Source organism: Chitinophagales bacterium (assembly GCA_041392475.1).
Taxonomy (GTDB): Bacteria; Bacteroidota; Bacteroidia; order Chitinophagales; family UBA2359; genus JAUHXA01.
Window position 1 is genome coordinate 668,910 of record JAWKLZ010000002.1, and the last position, 18,650, is coordinate 687,559.

An 18,650-nucleotide genomic window follows, 5' to 3' on the forward strand; every position below is an offset into this window, starting at 1 on the left:
AAGCACTGATTTACAAAAGATGTTTTTTGAGCTTGGATTTTCTAATGGAGCATTGCATACATTCCGAGATAGGTCAAAGCACCTGCTACATACCCCATAAGCGCAAGCAGACCCATTTTCCTCAAATACCAGAAAAATTCTATTTTTTCGATACCCATAATAGCTACACCCGCAGCCGAACCAATAATCAACATACTTCCGCCCGTTCCAGCACAATAGGCTAAAAATTCCCAGAGTTTGGCATCCATTGGAAACTGCTCTAAACTATACATTTTCATAGTTGCCGCTACCAAAGGTACGTTGTCCACCACCGAAGATAAGACACCTATGACCATTACAATCAAGTCCATATCGCCAATCGTATTGTCCAGAAACTGCGCTACATGCTTCAATACTCCTATCGAACTTAGACAAGCTACACCTGACAAAATACCAAAGAAGAAAAGCACACTTGCCGTATCAATTTTTGAAAGTGCTTTTAACACCGAATACTGGGACTTTTCTTCGTGGGTTTTCTGTTTGTGAAGAATTTCTGTAAGAGTCCACATAACCCCAACTCCAAAGAACATCCCCATAAAAGGAGGTAAATGGGTAACGGTTTTGAAGACAGGTACAAATATCAAGCAGCCAATTCCTGCAAACAAAACCAATAAACGTTCGGTAGAAGTTGTTTTGTATTTGACTTGCATTTCAAGCTGGTGAAAATCCCCTTTCATTTGTGTGCTTAAATAAAGCAAAGGAATAATCATACAAACTAAACTTGGAATAATCAGCCAAACCATAATATTTACAACACTGATTTGCCCGCCAATCCACAACATAGTAGTGGTCACATCACCAATAGGTGACCAGGCTCCTCCTGCATTGGCAGCAATGACGACCATCCCTGCAAAAACAAGACGTACTTGCTTGTATTGTATTAATTTACGAATTAAAGAAGCCATTACAATAGCAGTAGTCAGATTGTCCAACGCTGCGGACATAAAGAAAGTCAGAAAACACACAATCCATAGGAGTTTGCGTTTATTTCTGGTTTTTATACGGCTCGTAATAGCATGAAAACCATCGTGAATATCAATCAATTCCACAATGGTCATTGCCCCCATTAAGAAAAATAAGATATTGACAATTTCGGGAATGTGGTGTTCTAACTCATGGTTTACTTCGTGGTAATCATCGCTAAACAAGGCAAAAATAGCCCAAGTGACAACACCCAACAACAAGGCAGGAGCAGCCTTATCTATTTTGAGTGGGTGTTCTAATGTGATAAGTAGGTAACCAATGAGAAAGACTATTATAATGAGTACTTCCATAAAACAAAAAAATTGGCTCGGGATTGAAAAAATAGAATGACAAGCAAATTTAAAAAAATAAAAATGGTTCTCTGACAAATTGAAGGATATTCAAGAATACTTTTGAATCATTTTTTTTCAAAATATTGATTACAAATAAGTTATTCAGAATTTTCTATTGAAGATAAACTTAAAAATAGTTAAATATCAATCGTAGTCAACAACTACGACCCATTTTTAATACTTTTCTATTCCAAAAAATAACAAAAATGTCATTTAATCGTAAAAAAATAAAATAGCTTGTTTTTCTAACAATTTTTCGGCAAGTAAATTTTTACATAGAAACACACACACATGATTATTTATAGAAGCCCACTATTGAATCACCCTAAAGCCATAGCACTAGAAGATATAAGCCCATTTCCGTTCAATATGGAAATACCGCTGCTTCCACTTTATGTCAATAAGCAAACGAACATAAATTTACTACAGGCAAAAATTCTATTAGCAGGAAATGTTATCAATCCACAACTTGCAACTCTACTTTTTCAGTCTTGGAATGGACAAATTGATACTGCAAATGATGGAATTGAAACTATCGAAAAAGTATATTTTAACCAATATGACCTCATATTAATTGACCTCCAAATGCCTATTATGGATGGATGGGAACTTGCCAAGTTTATCCGTACTCGACTTCATCTTCAGACCCCACTGATTGCACTTTCATCTACAATTCAATCAATTGATGAAGAAGCATTGACCATTGCAGGATTTGATAATTATCTTCACAAACCTATTTACCCACAATCGCTGTGTAATTTAATGTGTGTATTAGAAATGAATAAAAATAACCTCAATAAAAGCGATATTCCAAAAGTAACTACCTCAATCGACATTGCATTTATTAAGAAACTATCCAACAATGATTCAGAATTTGTTCAAGAAATCATTCGCCTATTTGAAGAACAGACCACAGAAATGATAGTCCAATTGCCTTTATTGCAGTCGAACCGAGAAGCCTTTGCACTGAATGCGTTGGTTCACAAGTATAAATCTTCTGCCAATAGTATCGGCAACAAAAAATTATACAAGCTTTGTGATCAAGTGGAAAAAGAAACACGACGAGAGGAACCTCAATGGATGCAAATAGCAGAACATTGCGATTCTATTATGCCTGAATGCAAGAAAATTTTGGAGGAAATTCCCAAAATTCTGGTGATATTGAAAGCTGCATAAGGAACGTGTATTTTCATTTTAAATACCTATATATCAGAGAATAAAAAACAATTAATAAAAGCTATTGTAGTAAAATTCTCTCTCCTAACTTGCCACTCATTGCAGCGAATTTCTTGTTGAGTAAACAAATAAAAAAACGCATCTTTGCTCTACAAAAAATGCAATAAACCTCAACAAACAAACTGCAAAACATGTCAATCAATAACTCTACAAACTTAGATCGACAAAGTCTCGACATTTCTCTTTCTGAATTTTCCCAACAATTATCAAAGGCTTGTGAAGTAGTGATAGATCGCTTCAAAAATTTGGACGATGCCAAAGCGTATGCTGGTTTTTCACCCGCTACTGTTGAAGAATGGTTTGACGAAAACCTGCCCACAGAAGGCATGAACTTTGAAGAACTATTGACATGGGTGAAAGAGAAAGTAGTGGATACGGCAACCTTAAACATTGGCCCTTATATGTATGCCTATGTAATGGCGGGAGGCACACAAATATCTATCATCGCAGAACTTTTGGCAGCTACCATCAACCAAAATGTAGGGAAATGGCATTTGGCACCAAGCATCACCGAATTAGAAAAAAGAGTGGTGAAATGGGGTGCTGAATTTATTGGCTACCCTTCAACAGCAGGTGGCGTTTTGGTGAGCGGTGGATCAGCTGCAAATTTGACTTCCTTGACCGTTGCCCGAAACCTGTTTTTGGAGCAAGCGGATGTACGCAGAAAAGGATTGGCAGGATTGCCCGCTTTGAGGGTCTATGCTTCCACAGAAGTGCATGGATGTGTTGACAAATCAATAGAATTTTTGGGGATTGGCAGTGATAACCTTCAAAAAATAAAGACAAACCCTGATTTCACCATCAATCTGGAGGCATTGATTGCCAACATAGAAACTGACTTATCGGAAGGTCATTGTCCATTTTGTATTGTAGGGAATGCGGGAACGGTAAACACAGGTGCAATAGACGATTTGGAAAAATTGGCAGAGATAGCCCAAAAATATAAGATGTGGTACCATGTCGATGGAGCTTACGGAGGATTAGCGGCAGCTGTTGAAAATCGAAAACCACTTTTCAAAGGCATGGAAAAAGCAGATTCTTTGGCCTTGGATTTTCACAAATGGCTCTATCAACCCTTTGAAGCAGGTTGTGCGATGATTAAAAATTGGGATAGCCTTCACAGAAGTTTCCACAGAGAAGCCGCCTATCTTTCAAGCGACAAACAAAATGATGGCCGCTTGGACTTCAATGACTACGGTTTTCAGTTGTCCAGAAATGCCAAATCGCTAAAAATCTACATGACCTTCAAAGCTTATGGTGCTGAAAAACTGCGGAATGCCATTGCAGAAGACATCGAAAATACCCGCTATTTGGCGAGTTTGGTGGAAGCAGCACCTGATTTTAGGGTCTGTTCGGATGTGGTTTTGGGTATCGTATGTTTTCAGTTTTTAGGCAAAAGCGATGGCAGTGACGAAGACCATGTGAACCAACTCAACCGAAATATCATTCCTGCTTTGGAGCGAGATGGGCGGGTATTCATTGCAGGAACAACCCTCAACAATCGGGCTGTCATTCGAGCTTGTTTGATCAATCACCGACAACAACACAAACATTTAGCGCACTTACTGGAGGTTATTCGAGAGGTGGGCATAGAGGTTGAAAAACAATTGTAGCTAATCTAAACGCAATTTACCAATGATTTACATTACCCAACTAATCTATATAAAAGAAGGAGAGGAAGAAATATTCCATGAGTTTGAAAATGTTGCCTTGCCTCTATTGAAGAAATACAGTGGTGAATTATTGTTGCGTATTCGACCTTCCGATGATGCGCTTATTGAAGGAACGTTGCAAAAGCCTTACGAAATTCATTTCATCACTTTTTCAAGAGAAGCTGATTTGCAAGATTTTATGACAGATGAAGATCGCAAGCAGTATCTACATTTGAAAAAAAAGGCTATTCAATCGGTTATTTTGGTGAAAGGGGAGAGAATGTAGCAAGGACAATTCAAATTACAATCTCCAATAAAAAACGCCCTCATTTTCCAAAAAAACGAGGGCGTTTCAAATAAAATCTTACGTTTTATATGTCTTGAGTCTTCAAAATCAGTACCCAAAGATATCCTCCAAAGTCACCTCTTTAAACTCTCCCAATGACTTCAAATAATCCATATCCAAGTTGTCCTTTTTACCCATCACGATAAAAGTGAAAGGCTTATTGGCTATGTGACCTTTAAAAAACTCATCCATGTCATTGAGTGAAATAGATTGAGCATTGGTGTAAATATCCTTGCGAATATCATAATCCAAGTCAAGGCGTTTTGCTGCCAAATAATCAAAAAACTTACCTGTTTTGGTAATACGATCCGTTTCCAACTGCTTCAAAACCGAAGTTTTTGCAGCCTCAAACTGTTTTTCCGATTTCGGCATTTCGTTTAGCAAACCACGCATTGCTCCAATCGCATCTTTCATTTTGTCTGCCTGTACACCCATAAATGCCTGTACATAATGTCCTCTATCCAAACGCCCTGGAGTCGTATAGCCCGCCCAAGCAGAATAAGCCAAAGCCCTTGCCTCTCTGATTTCTTGGAACACAATGGAAGATAAACCGCCGCCAAAATACTCCCCGAACACTTCTGCATAAGGAGCTAATTTTTTGTCGAAACTCTCGTTTTCCAAAGAAAGCATCAAAATTTGTGCTTGCACCATATCGTAATCCACAAACAAAACCTTGTCTTTATCGGTCTTCAATTCTGTAAATTCGGCAGGTTCAGGATAGCCCATCAATTCACCCACCACTTTGTGGTATTGCTGCAAAACTTGTTTTGCCTTATCCATTTTGTTTTGTCCATAATAAAAGACATAGTGCTGATAACCAGTGATTGAATGAATAATATCCACTAATTCCTGTGCCTTTACTGCTTTCAACTCAGACTCCGAAAGAATGTATTTGATTGGAGAATTAGCTCCAAATCGGGCATAATTGTATAGACCAGTCCAGAAAATTTGGTTCTTATTCAATTTATCATCTGCTCTCTGCTTCAAAATACCTGCTACCATATTCTGCAATGCTTCTTCGTCAGGCTTTGCATTTGCCAAAATATGCTCAAACAATTTAACCCCTTCCTCCAACGATTCTTCCAAACCAGACAAGGTAACGTAGGTACGATCGTAAGAAGTATTGACCGCAAAGCTCAAACCGAGTTTGTAAAACTCTTCTTGCAATTGTTCAGCAGTGTATTTATCCGTTCCCAAGTAAGGCAAATATTCCACTGCCATACCGAACTTTTTGTTGTTATAATTCCCCATATCCAGGATATACGAAAGGCTAAAAGTCGGATTCAGTTCATTGTGAATGTAGTAAAACGGAACACCCGCCGCCAATTCAGACTGCTCGATTTCTTTTTGGTAGTCCAAGAAAACAGGCTCTAAACGTCCTGACTCTTTCTTTTCAAATTCTTTGTAGAAATCAGATTGATTTTCACGGTTCAGTTCTACTTGTGTAATCTTAGGCTTCGGTACTTTCGTTCCATCTTCCCCTTTACCGTTTCGTTTATAGACTACTACATAGTTGTTTCCATAATGTTCGTTGGCAAATTTGATAACATCCTCTCGGGTAATATTGCCGATGTCATCCAAAAAATGAACCGACCTTTCCCAAGGTTGGTCTTCAATAAAAGCACTAATCATCGCACTTGTTCGAGGCCAATTGCTCTCCAGTCCCTTCAATTCGTTCAATTTGAAGTCTTTGATTACCGCATCAATCAACCAACTTGGAAACTCTCCTTTCTTGATCAGTTCAATCTGCTCTAAAAGCATGTTTTTCACTTCCTCCAATGACTGTCCTTCACGAGCCTTTCCACGAATTTGGTGAATCGAATAGTCGGTCATAGCATATTGAAATGCACCACCTTCCAGAATCTTTTGTTTTTGAATCAAGTTCAAGTCCATCAAACCCGCTTGCCCATTTTGCAGAATATTGTTCATCAAATTGAGCATCAAAGCATCATAAGAACCCGCACCATCAAAACGATAGGCAATCGCCACCTGTTCTGCTTCACTTCCAAATACTTCTACTTCAATGGGTTCTGTGATTGGTTTTTCTTTTTCAAAAGTCCATTCAGGAACATCTTTTGGTTGCCAATCTCCAAAATATTGGTCAATCAATCGAATCGTTTTGGACATTTCAAAATCCCCAGACATACAAATCGCCACGTTGTTTGGCACATAATAGGTATCAAAAAACTCGTGAATTTTTACCATTGAAGGGTTCTTCAAGTGTTCGCCCAAACCAATCGTAGAAATATTGTAGTGGTGATTCGGAAACAAGTTTTCAAAAATTGCCGAATAAATTTTGCGACCATCATTGTCCTGAGCACGATTGTATTCTTCATAGACTGCCTCTAATTCGGTGTGAAACAAGCGCAATACCAGTTCTTGGAAACGCTCCGATTCTACCATCAGCCATTTCTCCAATTCACTCGAAGGAATGTTGTTGATATATACCGTCTGATCTGTTGAAGTGTAAGCATTTGTATATTTTGCTCCCAAACTCGAAATCATTTTGTCATACTCGTTCGGAACTGCCAGTTTAGAAGCCTCGTAAGAAACTCGGTCAATTTCTTCGTAAATCTCTGTTCGTTTTGCAGGGTCGGTTTCATTGCGGTGTTGTTCGTACAAATCCGAAATTTGTGACAACAGTTTCTTTTCTTCCTCCCAGTTTGAAGTAGCTATTTTGCTCGTCCCCTTAAACACCATGTGTTCAAGATAATGCGCCAAACCCGTAGCATCTCGTGGGTCATTTTTTGAACCCGCACGCACAGGAATAGCCGTTTGGATACGTGGATCTTCTTTATTGACCGATAAGTATGCCTTCATTCCATTTTTGAGGGTATAAATTCGGGTATTCATCGGATCGCCCTCCACATACTCATAGGTATAAGTACCATCCATTGCAGTTTTGGTCAGAGACTTATCTGCCGCATTGGTTGCCATTTCTGCGGTTTCTTTCGCTTTAGCAACAGCTTCTTTATTAGAGGTTTGCATACTTGCTCCACCTCCACAACTGTACAAAACGATGGACAGTAAGAGCGAGTAGAAAACAATCATTTTACACTTCTTCATAAGTGGATAAAATTTTAGTATTAAGATGTTAGATTTATTCCTTTATTACATTGATTGTGTGAGTGAAAGATAGCTCAAAAATACTGTTTTTTGATTGAAATATAATTGTGGTCGACTAATTACCTTTGTTAAATTTTGCTAAATTCAAATATAATGACATTTTGCCGTCTATTCTTAACAAATATAGCTGCAAATGTTTTTGGAGATGTTCACAACTTTTGTGGTTTCCTTCAATGCTTGACCCCACTCAAATTTCAAAAAAAATAGATAAAAAGAAAAAAAATGCGATATTTAGAGTACCAAAACATAAACCACCACATAGAATGAAAAGTACATTTCGCCTCTATTCTTGCTTGTTGACACTGACTCTTATCCTTGTAGTAGGCTGTGGAGAAAACGCTTCTGCTCCTTCCAATACATTGGAGGTTAATGCTGACAATACAACACAAGCAAACCTACGTGAACAACTTGAAGCATATCTGCCATTTGAAGATTCAACCGACTTTGTCAATGCAAAGAGGGGATTTATTGCCACCCGCAAAGACCCCATCATCAAAAACGAAGATGGAAGCATATCGGTACATTTGGCATCATGGGATTTTTTGGACAAACCTGCTCCTGCCACCGCCAATCCAAGTTTGTGGCGACAAGGACAGCTGAACAAAATACATGGTTTGTTTGAAGTGACCAAAGGTATTTACCAAATCCGTGGTTTTGACTTGGCGAATATGACTTTGATTGAGTCCAACAATGGCTGGATCATCATTGACCCGCTCACTTCAAAGACTGCAGCCAAAGCAGGTTTAGAGTTGGCAAACGAACATTTGGGTAAAAAGACTGTGCAAGCGGTCATTTTCACACACAGCCACATTGACCATTTTGGAGGAATTAGAGGAGTCGTCACCGATGAGGATATCAAGGAAGGTAGGGTCGAAATCATTGCGCCCGAAGGTTTTTTTGAACATTCTATTACCGAAAATATCATTGCAGGAAATGCCATGATGCGGCGGGCAACGATTATGTTTGGAAGTTTACTGCCCAGAAATGAAAAAGGTATGATTGGCAATGGATTGGGGCAGATTGTTTCTCGTGGGCAATATGGCATTTTGAAGCCAACGAAAGTAATCAAAGAAACGGGTGAAAAACTAGTAGTAGATGGCATCGAAATCGTTTTTCAGAATACTCCCGAAGCCGAAGCTCCTGCTGAGTTTATGTTTTATTTTCCTCAATTCAAGGCATTTTGCCAAGCAGAAGAAATCAACCACAATTTGCACAATATGTACACCCTCCGGGGTGCAGAAGTGCGGAATGGTTTGAAGTGGTCGAAATACATTGATGAGAGTTTGCAAATGTTTGGTGATGAAGTAGAAGTATCTTTTGGTAGTCATCATTGGCCCACATGGGAAAATGCGGCAATTGTGGATTTTTGGAAAAAACAAAGAGATACTTATAAATACATTCACGACGAAACCTTGTATTTGGCGAACAATGGCTATACAATGGTCGAAATTGCAGAAAAAATACAACTGCCCGACGAGTTGGCGAAGTTTTTTGCCAATAGAGGATATTATGGTACAGTCAGCCACAATTCTAAGGCACAGTACCAATTGTATTTTGGTTGGTTTGACGGCAATCCTGCCAACTTACACGCCCTGCCGCCTGTCGAGGCTTCGGTGAAATATGTGGAATACATGGGCGGAGCGGACAGTATTTTGGCGAAAGCACAGCGGGATTACGACAAAGGGGAATACCGTTGGGTCGGAATGGTGTTGAATCACCTCGTTTTTGCGGAGCCTCAAAACCGTGCAGCAAGAGAATTGCTCGCAAAGGCTTATACACAAATGGGTTATCAGGCGGAATCAGGTCCATGGCGAAATTTTTACCTTACAGGTGCTTCTGAATTGCTCAACGGCATCACCAAAGAGGTGTATGGAAAAGTCGGAGGTGCTTCTGACGATATTTTGACCAATATGCCTCTCGAAACGTTCTACGATTTTTTGGCGGTTCGGATGGATAGAAGCAAGGCGAAAGGCAAAAAATATGTTTTCAATATAGTTTTCCCAGACATCAACCAAACGATTTCTCTTTATCTGGAAAATCAAGTATTGCACAACCGAGTTGGTGTATTGGCAGAGAATCCAAATGCAACCGTCACCATGAACAAAACGACCTTCAATGACATTATTACTCAAAAATCATCGGGAATGAAAAAATACTTGTTGGGAGAAGTTAAAATTGAAGGAAATCGAGACGAATATTCCGATTTTCAATCTATGGTCGAAACGCCGTTTCAATTGATGTTCAACATTGTAGAGCCTTAGTTTTTCCAAATAAAACTCGCTTCAAATACATTAACACACTAAAACAACAACACCCCAAAACACGAAAACAACAAATAAAAATGAAAGTATCCATTATTGCAGCCGAGAGTGAGAACCATGTTATTGGAGTAGATGGCGAACTACCGTGGAAAGTACCGGCAGATATGCGTTATTTTATGAAGAAGACCACAGGTCACCATATTATTATGGGACGCAAAACCTACGAAGAAGGTGGAGTCAACAAACCCCTTCCGAAGCGGGTAAACATCATTGTGACCCGTCAAAAAGACTGGCAAGCAGAGGGTTGCATTATAGTCCACTCCATTGAAGACGCATTGAAGATAGCAGAAGAAGGTGGAGAACAGGAGGCATTTGTTATTGGAGGAGAGCAAATTTACCGTTTGGCTTTAGAGAAAGATTTGGTCGACAAAATTTACCTGACTCAAATTGAAGTTCGCATACCTGATGGTGATGCTTTTTTCCCAACTTTAGATAGAGATGTTTGGGAACGAACTGTTTATGAACGTTACCCATCCGATGAAAAAAATATGTACGCTTATGCGTTTAGAGAGTATCAAAAGAAAGAAGACTTGAAATGATGGTAATAAAATTCACACAATGCCGCTATCTCACAATTCCCCCCTTCAAATCCCCTTCAATGCCAGCTACAATCAAGCGATTGATTTCCTCCGCCCATTCCATATTCATAAAGTGTGTGCCGCCTACAATGGTAACGGGGTTTTGAATAAACTTGTAAGGAAAAATGCGGTCTTTTGTGCCGTGAATGTGAATCAAATCAAGTGGATACGTATCGTTTTTCCAAGCCGCCAACTGCTGCATTGCCCAGCGTAGAAAAATAGGTGATTGGCTTGTCACCATTGAATTGAACAATTCGACATGCTGCTTTTTGTATATCAAGCCAATAGCCTGTTTGGAAAAAAGTTTGAAAAACCGAAAAGAATTTGGAGTAATCGTTTGAAAGATAGGTACTTTTTGAAGTGCTTTGACATGAGGCGGCTTTTCTGATGCACGTTTGATACTCGCAATGATGATGTGTGTATGGGGCTTGACTGGCAAAAACCGCCGCAATTCTATGCTGAACACTCCCCCAATAGACACCCCTACCAACACAAATGGCTTTGAAGTATCAATTTGCTGACTCAAGCGATAGGCATACTCTGCAATGGTCTCAGGAACATCTGGTTCAAGCCACTCTACCACTTTGGAAGGATACGGAATTTGTTCCTGCTGCTTGGTAAACATTCGGTAATCACCTCCCAATCCTGGGATATAATAAATTGTTGGTTTCATGGTAGTTTTTAAAAATCAAAACCCAACATTGAGTTTAAACCTGTATTTGAATTTGAAATCTCAATCAGAAACGCTTCAAAAATAATTTTACCAGTTTTATTTGATAAGAAACTGATATTGAACTGCTTTTTTAATTTTTTTTTCATTCTAATTTTCATTTATGCCTTAGGGTTTTCGATACATTTTGAAATTCCCTAAGCCTATTCTCTGCAAAAAGTGCATAAAAGACACCCTCAACACACCCAAACCATAAATAGAACTCCGCTTCAAATTGATAGAAGAAGCCTCTTCAAAATATTTGGTCGGGCAAGTCACCTCTGCAATTTCAAAACCTGCGTAAAAAATTTGGGAAAGCATTTGATTATCAAATATAAAATCATCCGAATTACCATTGTAATCAATTCCCTCCAATACTTCCTTCGAAAAAGCACGATAACCCGTATGGTACTCCGAAAGTTTTTGATTGATCAATAAATTTTGGGAAAGTGTCAAAAAACGGTTGGCGATGTACTTGTAAATCGGCATTCCGCCCTTCAATGCACCTTTACCCAAAATGCGAGAAGCCAATACCGCAGGATACAATCCACTGCCAATAATGCTCGCCATTGCAGGAATCAATTTGGGTGTATATTGGTAATCAGGATGCACCATAATTACGATGTCGGCACCAATTTCTAAAGCCTTGTTATAGCAAGTTTTTTGATTGCCACCATAACCCTTGTTTTTGTCATGTCGAATAACATGATGTATGCCAATCTTTTTGGCCAACTCCGATGTATTGTCCTTGCTGAAATCATCCACCAAAATCACCTCATCTACAATGTTGTGGGGTATTTCATTGTAAGTTTGTTCGAGGGTCAATTCCGCATTGTAGGCAGGCATCACGACTACCACTTTTTTGTTGTGTATCATATACGATTGTGCTTTAGGAGTGCTTTTGTTGTAAAAATTCAGACGTAAGGTATTGGACGAAAGACACTAACCTTATGAACTGCAAAATTAATAATTTTCAACACCTAAGCCACCAATCAAAATGAAAATCTTGGGAAAGAAGCTTTGAATACAAAATTTGAAACCTTGTTTGAGATTCGATTGTTTAAAACACAACAACCTAAAAAACAAATACCATAATGAACGCAAGTACACAAGAAATCATAGCCAAATTCAACCAACTTCCCCAAAACCTGCAACAACAGGTGATAGACTACATCGATTTTTTGATTTGGAAATACAAAATTGAAATCCCCGCAATTCCGCAAGAGTCAGAAGTGATGGACGAAACAATAAGCATTGAAGAAAGTGAAGTGCAGAAAACACCAACAATTGTTGAGAAAAACCTTGCCTCTGTTGAACCAGAAAATACTTCAACATCAACAGAACAAATAACCAAAGAAACACAAATTCTTGTAGAAAATCCTACGCCTGTTGAACCAGAAAATACTGAACCAAACGCAGTAAAAATAATAAAAGAAAAATCACCCTCACCTGAAGAACTTCAAATGGACCAACAACTTGAAGCCATCAAAAAAGCAAACAAAGATAAAATTGCACCCAATTGGCAGGAAATCAAAAAAACATTTTTAGACGAGTTTTATTGATTTTGATTTGTAGGCAGGAAAGTTTCCAATGGGGTCAAAAAAATATTTTTTAGTAGAAAACTAAATAACATAACCCTTTATCAAAAAAATGAAGTTTGGGTATTGTTTTTGTTGTGAAATGTTTAACAACCGAAAAAGTCCCACGAATTCTTTTTCTATATACCTACAAACACATTTGCATCATTATGCTACTACAAGCTATATTGCTCTTTTTTTTCGCAGGAATAGTAAGTGTCATTCTACTTCTACTCCAACCTATCAACCTAAAAACCTATAACTTAGCAGTCATAGGAACCGTTTTAGACAAAGAAACCCATCAACCTATTGCCCACGCACATGTGGTTCTTGAAGAACTAGAAGGCAAATACCAATCAACAATGACATCACATCCAGATGGTGGTTTTTGGTTTACCCTACAACCCACCAAAAAATACCGAGTATTGTTAGTCGATGCCAATCAACAAGTCATAGATGAAGCACATTTATCCACTATGAATACAGAGTCTAAAACTTTTGATGTGACCTTGAGAGCAACAAAAAGCAGTCAATTGGCCTATCTTTTTGCTAACTAAGGATTCCTAATAGAATAGTTTCCCGATTTGGAGTAAAGACTTCCAAAGTCTTTGCCGTTCCCACAAAAATTTGTCAAAGAACCCCAAAAATTAACTGCCTGATTTACAAAATAGGAACTCCACGTCTATCCCCGATTCTATCGTCATTTACCTTACAAGAAGATTATTCCCTATCAAAAAAGAATCATTGTGATGTGATAAATGCTTAATTTTAAGCCCATATAAAATATCCATCATAATGAGAAACTTTACAATGTGCTTTTTAGCCGTTTTTCTGTGCTTCAATACAATGGCACAAACCCATCAACAACTGGCAAAAACTACCATTCCGCTTTCCCGCATAGAGCGTGTCACACTTCCTAAGGTGAACAACAAACTTTTGAAGGAAAAAGAATTGAAGGAAAGAGCCCTCACCAAAGCTCGTGCTATTCAATTTGCCGAACCCATTGAAGTAAGCATTACACCCCAAACACATGGTACTTGGGAAAACCTCAAAAATGGATATGCAGTATGGAAATTGAAGGTATATTCCCCCAATGCTTTATCGCTCAATTTGGGATTTCATCAATTTTTCTTACCCAAAAACAGCCGCTTTTTTATCTATTCTCCTGACTACAAAAAAGTCTTAGGCCCTTTCACTGCAAATGACAACGAACTCCACAAACAATTGTGGACTCCAATCATTGAAGGAGATGAAGTCGTATTGGAGCTTCAAATTGACAGTGAACAGATTCCTCATCTGGCATTGGAATTGGGTACAGTGAACCACGATTTTATGGGTTTTGGTCAAAAACTACTTTCAGGTTCATGCAATTTGGATGTGATTTGCGGCACTCCCGATGGTTGGCCACGAGTAGATGATTATAGAGACATTATTCGCTCAGCAGCAGTCTATTCTGTTGGAGGGACTTTGGCATGTTCGGGCGCACTCATCAACAATGCCCGCAATGACTGTACTCCTTATTTCCTCACCGCCGACCATTGCGGCGTACGTACAGGCAATGCCCCATCGGTGGTAGTTTATTGGAATTTTGAAAACAGCACCTGCCGACAACCCAATACTCCTCAAAGTGGTGCGTTTGGCGATGGCACTTTGGACGACTTCAATTCAGGCAGCACATTTAGGGCTACCTATGGCGCAAGTGATTTTACGCTCATAGAATTGGACGATCCCGTTTCGGAAACAGCTGAACCCTATTTTGCAGGTTGGGACAGAGAAAACCACTTGCCAGATGGAGCGATTTGTATTCATCATCCAAATACAGACGAAAAACGCATCAGTTTTGAAAACAATCCTTGTACGCTTTCCAATTTTGGTGGCTCGATGCCCAATACACATGTAATGGTAAACGATTGGGACACAGGAACAACTGAACCTGGTTCGTCTGGCTCACCTTTGTTCAACTTGAATAAACAAATCGTTGGTCAATTGTCGGGAGGAGGCGCAGCTTGTGGCAACAACGAATCTGATGAATTTGGATGGGTTAAAGTTTCTTGGGAGGGTGGCGGAAGCCCTCAATCTCGCCTCAAAGATTGGTTGGACCCCGATGGTATTGGCGTTTTGAACTTGAACGGAAAAGATTGCAGTTATGGATTGACTCTGAGCCAAAGTTTTGTGGAAGTCTGCAATCAAAACATCGACAGCTTTGCATTTGATTTGACGCTGACAGACAACTTTTTAGGCAGCGTAGGGGTTTATTTGGAGGTCATTCCACAGGGTTTAGAGGTGAACTATTCGGCTAATCCAATTCCAACAGGTGGTACAACAATGGTTAATCTGAGTAATTTATCCACATTAGCGGCAGGAACATATAGTTTAGAATTTTTCGCTACAGATGAGTTTGATACAGGAACCACCGTTTTTACCTTTACCATCGTTGAAGATTTGCCGACCACTCCAATGTTGGCAAATCCTGCTAATGACCAAACAGAGGTACTTACCAACCCTACTTATGAGTGGAATTTGATAGACGATGCGACTTACAGCATTGAAGTGGCACTCGATGAAAATTTTGCAGAGGTGGTGATTGGTGCAGATAATTTGAACAACGAAACTTTTGTAGGCACTACTTTAGATACCGAAACAACCTACTATTGGCACATCAAAGCGACCAATGTATGTGGAGAAGGAGAATGGTCAGAAACTTTCCGTTTTACAACTGCCGACATTCGCTGTACGGTTTTGCAGGCAAGTGATTTGCCAATCAGCATACCAGGTTTTCCCCCTACTACCATTACTTCAAAGTTGGAGGTAAATGAGTTGGGTACGATTGCGGGCATTGAAGTGGTCAATCTTCGAGGCACTCATTCCTACATAGGCGATTTGGAGTTTGTATTGGTTAGCCCTGCGGGAACAGAGGTGACTTTGATTAGTGGTCAGTGTGGAGAAGCATCCGATTTTGACATCAACTTTAGCGATCAAGCGGCTGCATCACCTCCTTGTCCTTATACCGATGGCAATGCTTACCGACCTGCCAATCCACTATCTGCTTTCAATGGAGAAAGTCCAATTGGTATATGGACACTGCGTGTAAGGGATTCTTTCCCTGGAGACGGCGGAAGTTTGAATAATTGGGGGTTGCAAATTTGTACAGCACCCGATTTTGGGCTGTTGGCTTCAGCAGGAGTGACGGCTTGTGTGAATGCACCATTTGAAATCCCCATAACGGTTGGTGGTGCATTTGAAGATAGTGGTGTAACAATGAACATCAACGGTTTACCTGACGAAACAGAGTTGAGTTTCAGCGAAAACCCAGCCACTCCCGGTAGTACCGTTACTGCAATAATCTCCAATATCACTGCAATTGGCGTGTATGCGCTTACCATATCGGCTTCTGATGGTATGCACAACAGTTTTACACAAACCAGTTTAACTGTATTACCCCCAGTTGCTGCATCGCCAACCCCCACTTCACCTGAAACCGAGAGTATTGTTGCAGGATTGAATGTAAACTTCAATTGGAGTATTTTGGGGGGCATTACGGGCTATCATCTTGAAGTGGCTACAGATGAAACATTTACAGATATTCTTGTTTCCGAAATCACCCCAAGTATTGGCTATAAGGCCTCTAATTTGGACGGCAACACGGTTTATTATTGGCGCATCAGCGGCGTAAATGTTTGTGGAGATGGCCCTTGGTCAGAAACTTTTAACTTCCGAACACCTCAACTTATTTGTAATCAAGGTACATCGGATGAAATCGTAGAGATTGGTAGTGACGAACCTGATGTATATACTTCGACCATTACCATTGCAGAAGATGGATTGATAACAGATGTGAATGTATCTGATATTATTGGTTTACACACCTTTGTAGGGGATTTGACTTTTACACTTATTTCTCCTGCTGGCACTGAGGTAATTTTATTGAGCCAAGAATGTGAGGGTGCTCAAAACTTCAATATCAGTTTTGACAACGATGCAGAAACAAATATTTCTTGTCCAATCAATCTCGGAAATACACACCGACCCAATGAAAGTCTGGATTTGTTTAAAGGAGAAGATGCAAAAGGTCTTTGGACATTGCAAGTAGAAGACGGAGGCTTTTTTGATGGTGGCCAACTGCAATCTTGGAAATTGCAGGTTTGTACCGAACCCGATTTTTCACTGACCAGTCTTCCAGAAATCATTACGGCTTGCCCCAACCAAACAGCTACTTTTTCGCTCAATGTGGGAGATGCTTTTGATGCAACTGCTGGCGTGAGTTTGACCGCAGAGGAATTGCCTTTGGGTACAACTGCCAATTTTAGCGAACCCAATACATCGCCTGGTGCTACTGTTGAAGTAACCGTTGAAGGATTGACCGTTGTAGGAGATTACACCTTTGTTTTCACAGCAACTGACGGAACGGAAACCACCACTACGGAGGTGAATATCACTATTTTAGGAGAAGTGACAGGGGTGACGCTTTTGGCAGGACCTATCAATGGAACAAACCTTGATTTACTCACCACAAATTTGGCTTGGGTGGATATCGAAGGAATCAATGCTTATGAAGTAGAACTTTCTACAACTGCCGATTTCAGCACCACCGCACTTTTAGAAACTGTCAATGACGCAACGAACTTTGATACGCCTTTGTTGGATGGAAACACTACCTATTACTGGCATGTTCGTGGGGTAAACGATTGTGGTGCAGGAGCTTGGTCGGATGCTTTCCGCTTTACGACTCCCAACATTGTTTGCAGTCAAACAGAAGGTTTGGAAATGCCAGTAGTAATTGACGCAGCCACTCAACAAGACTACAATAACACAATAAACGTTGTTACAGAAGGAATTGTGAAAGATGTAAATATTTCTCTAAACGGAACACACAGCTATATTGGCGATTTGATTTTCACGCTTATCAGTCCTACAGGTACAGAATTGGTTTTAGTCAATCAACTGTGTACTGAAAGTGAAACCTTTAGCATCACTTTCGATGATGAAGCAGACCTTGCCATTCCTTGCCCCTATGATGATGGAGGTTCTTATTTGCCTGAAAATGCGCTTTCTACTTTCAATGGTGAATCAGCATCAGGTATTTGGACGCTTCGAGTGCGGGACAATGCGGAAGCAGATGGTGGTTCGCTGGACAATTGGAACTTGGCTGTATGTGTTGAACCACAAGAGGTTTTGATGCCCGTTGCAAGTTTTACAGTAGGAATTGACGGTTTGGATGTGTTTGTGTCGGACAAGTCGGACAATGCGGAATCGTGGTTGTGGGATTTTGGCGATGGAACGACTTTTGAAGGTCAAAACCCGCCGATTCACACCTACACAGATGGCGGCGAATACACGATTTGTTTGACTGTCACCAACCTTGCAGGTGAAAATACGACTTGCGAAACGGTGAACATTATCGTTGGCATTGACCCGATTTTGACAAACAACTTGATTCGCTTCTACCCCAATCCTACCAACGATTTGCTCTACATTGACTTTGATACTTCGCTTCAAATGGAGGTTACGCTGCAAGTTTTTGGCGTAAATGGTCAGCAAATCCTTCAACGTGAACTAACTACTGCCGAAACTACTTCGACTGCAATGGTGGATTTGTCCAACGTTGCAACGGGTGTTTATTTTGTTCGATTGACTTCAAATGATTGGACGGTAGCAAAGAAGGTGGTGAAGGATTAGAATGGGATTTATGCTGTTTGAGATGAAAGATATATTGTCCCCTTGTTTCACTGTTGTGGTGAAATGAGGGGATT

The 18,650-nt window shown here is 39.9% G+C and carries 12 protein-coding genes; 8 read left to right on the forward strand and 4 right to left on the reverse strand.

Annotation, left to right across the window (positions count from 1 at the left end; all coding sequences use genetic code 11):
- Positions 1-41 precede the first annotated feature (41 nt).
- A complete protein-coding gene (nhaD, locus tag R3E32_16105) occupies positions 42-1,313 on the reverse strand; it encodes a sodium:proton antiporter NhaD (protein ID MEZ4886259.1) in 1,272 nt (423 codons plus the stop codon).
- 333 nt (positions 1,314-1,646) lie between these two features.
- Between nhaD and R3E32_16110 the strand changes: the two genes are divergently transcribed.
- The 3 genes from R3E32_16110 (at position 1,647) to R3E32_16120 (ending at position 4,529) form a co-directional block, all read left to right on the forward strand.
- Complete coding sequence (locus R3E32_16110; GenBank protein ID MEZ4886260.1) at positions 1,647-2,531, forward strand: response regulator; 885 nt, start codon at positions 1,647-1,649, stop codon at positions 2,529-2,531.
- 191 nt (positions 2,532-2,722) lie between these two features.
- The gene (locus R3E32_16115; GenBank protein MEZ4886261.1) at positions 2,723-4,204 is read left to right on the forward strand and encodes a pyridoxal-dependent decarboxylase; all 1,482 of its coding nucleotides are present in this window, start codon (positions 2,723-2,725) and stop codon (positions 4,202-4,204) included.
- A gap of 22 nt (positions 4,205-4,226) precedes the next feature.
- Positions 4,227-4,529, forward strand: a complete 303-nt coding sequence (locus tag R3E32_16120; GenBank protein MEZ4886262.1) for a DUF1330 domain-containing protein — start codon at positions 4,227-4,229, stop codon at positions 4,527-4,529.
- 108 nt (positions 4,530-4,637) lie between these two features.
- On the opposite strand, the gene R3E32_16125 is transcribed toward R3E32_16120, so the two are convergent.
- A complete protein-coding gene (locus R3E32_16125) occupies positions 4,638-7,655 on the reverse strand; it encodes an insulinase family protein (protein MEZ4886263.1) in 3,018 nt (1,005 codons plus the stop codon).
- Between the two features lie 323 nt (positions 7,656-7,978).
- Between R3E32_16125 and R3E32_16130 the strand changes: the two genes are divergently transcribed.
- Positions 7,979-9,976 (forward strand): alkyl sulfatase dimerization domain-containing protein, encoded by a 1,998-nt coding sequence (locus R3E32_16130; GenBank protein ID MEZ4886264.1) that lies wholly within the window; start codon positions 7,979-7,981, stop codon positions 9,974-9,976.
- Between the two features lie 80 nt (positions 9,977-10,056).
- Positions 10,057-10,575: a dihydrofolate reductase gene (locus R3E32_16135; GenBank protein MEZ4886265.1), complete on the forward strand. Its 519-nt coding sequence runs from the start codon at positions 10,057-10,059 to the stop codon at positions 10,573-10,575.
- A gap of 25 nt (positions 10,576-10,600) precedes the next feature.
- On the opposite strand, the gene R3E32_16140 is transcribed toward R3E32_16135, so the two are convergent.
- Both R3E32_16140 and R3E32_16145 read right to left on the reverse strand, forming a co-directional pair.
- Positions 10,601-11,287: an alpha/beta hydrolase gene (locus tag R3E32_16140; protein ID MEZ4886266.1), complete on the reverse strand. Its 687-nt coding sequence runs from the start codon at positions 11,285-11,287 to the stop codon at positions 10,601-10,603.
- 165 nt (positions 11,288-11,452) lie between these two features.
- Positions 11,453-12,199, reverse strand: a complete 747-nt coding sequence (locus tag R3E32_16145; protein MEZ4886267.1) for a glycosyltransferase family 2 protein — start codon at positions 12,197-12,199, stop codon at positions 11,453-11,455.
- 218 nt (positions 12,200-12,417) lie between these two features.
- On the opposite strand from R3E32_16145, the gene R3E32_16150 reads away from it, so the two are divergent.
- The 3 genes from R3E32_16150 to R3E32_16160 all read left to right on the forward strand — a co-directional run bounded on the left by R3E32_16150 (position 12,418) and on the right by R3E32_16160 (position 18,576).
- A complete protein-coding gene (locus R3E32_16150; GenBank protein ID MEZ4886268.1) occupies positions 12,418-12,885 on the forward strand; it encodes a hypothetical protein in 468 nt (155 codons plus the stop codon).
- A 185-nt stretch (positions 12,886-13,070) separates the two neighbouring features.
- The gene (locus tag R3E32_16155; GenBank protein MEZ4886269.1) at positions 13,071-13,457 is read left to right on the forward strand and encodes a carboxypeptidase-like regulatory domain-containing protein; all 387 of its coding nucleotides are present in this window, start codon (positions 13,071-13,073) and stop codon (positions 13,455-13,457) included.
- A 238-nt stretch (positions 13,458-13,695) separates the two neighbouring features.
- On the forward strand, positions 13,696-18,576 hold the full coding sequence (locus R3E32_16160) for a proprotein convertase P-domain-containing protein (protein MEZ4886270.1): 4,881 nt from the start codon (positions 13,696-13,698) through the stop codon (positions 18,574-18,576).
- Positions 18,577-18,650: the final 74 nt, after the last annotated feature.

Bases quoted from the DNA above. Each gene is read 5' to 3' on its own strand.
- nhaD (MEZ4886259.1), bottom strand. From the start codon at position 1,313: ATGGAAGTACTCATTATAATAGTCTTTCTCATTGGTTACCTACTTATC.
- R3E32_16110 (MEZ4886260.1), top strand. From the start codon at position 1,647: ATGATTATTTATAGAAGCCCACTATTGAATCACCCTAAAGCCATAGCA.
- R3E32_16115 (MEZ4886261.1), top strand. From the start codon at position 2,723: ATGTCAATCAATAACTCTACAAACTTAGATCGACAAAGTCTCGACATT.
- R3E32_16120 (MEZ4886262.1), top strand. From the start codon at position 4,227: ATGATTTACATTACCCAACTAATCTATATAAAAGAAGGAGAGGAAGAA.
- R3E32_16125 (MEZ4886263.1), bottom strand. From the start codon at position 7,655: ATGAAGAAGTGTAAAATGATTGTTTTCTACTCGCTCTTACTGTCCATC.
- R3E32_16130 (MEZ4886264.1), top strand. From the start codon at position 7,979: ATGAAAAGTACATTTCGCCTCTATTCTTGCTTGTTGACACTGACTCTT.
- R3E32_16135 (MEZ4886265.1), top strand. From the start codon at position 10,057: ATGAAAGTATCCATTATTGCAGCCGAGAGTGAGAACCATGTTATTGGA.
- R3E32_16140 (MEZ4886266.1), bottom strand. From the start codon at position 11,287: ATGAAACCAACAATTTATTATATCCCAGGATTGGGAGGTGATTACCGA.
- R3E32_16145 (MEZ4886267.1), bottom strand. From the start codon at position 12,199: ATGATACACAACAAAAAAGTGGTAGTCGTGATGCCTGCCTACAATGCG.
- R3E32_16150 (MEZ4886268.1), top strand. From the start codon at position 12,418: ATGAACGCAAGTACACAAGAAATCATAGCCAAATTCAACCAACTTCCC.
- R3E32_16155 (MEZ4886269.1), top strand. From the start codon at position 13,071: ATGCTACTACAAGCTATATTGCTCTTTTTTTTCGCAGGAATAGTAAGT.
- R3E32_16160 (MEZ4886270.1), top strand. From the start codon at position 13,696: ATGAGAAACTTTACAATGTGCTTTTTAGCCGTTTTTCTGTGCTTCAAT.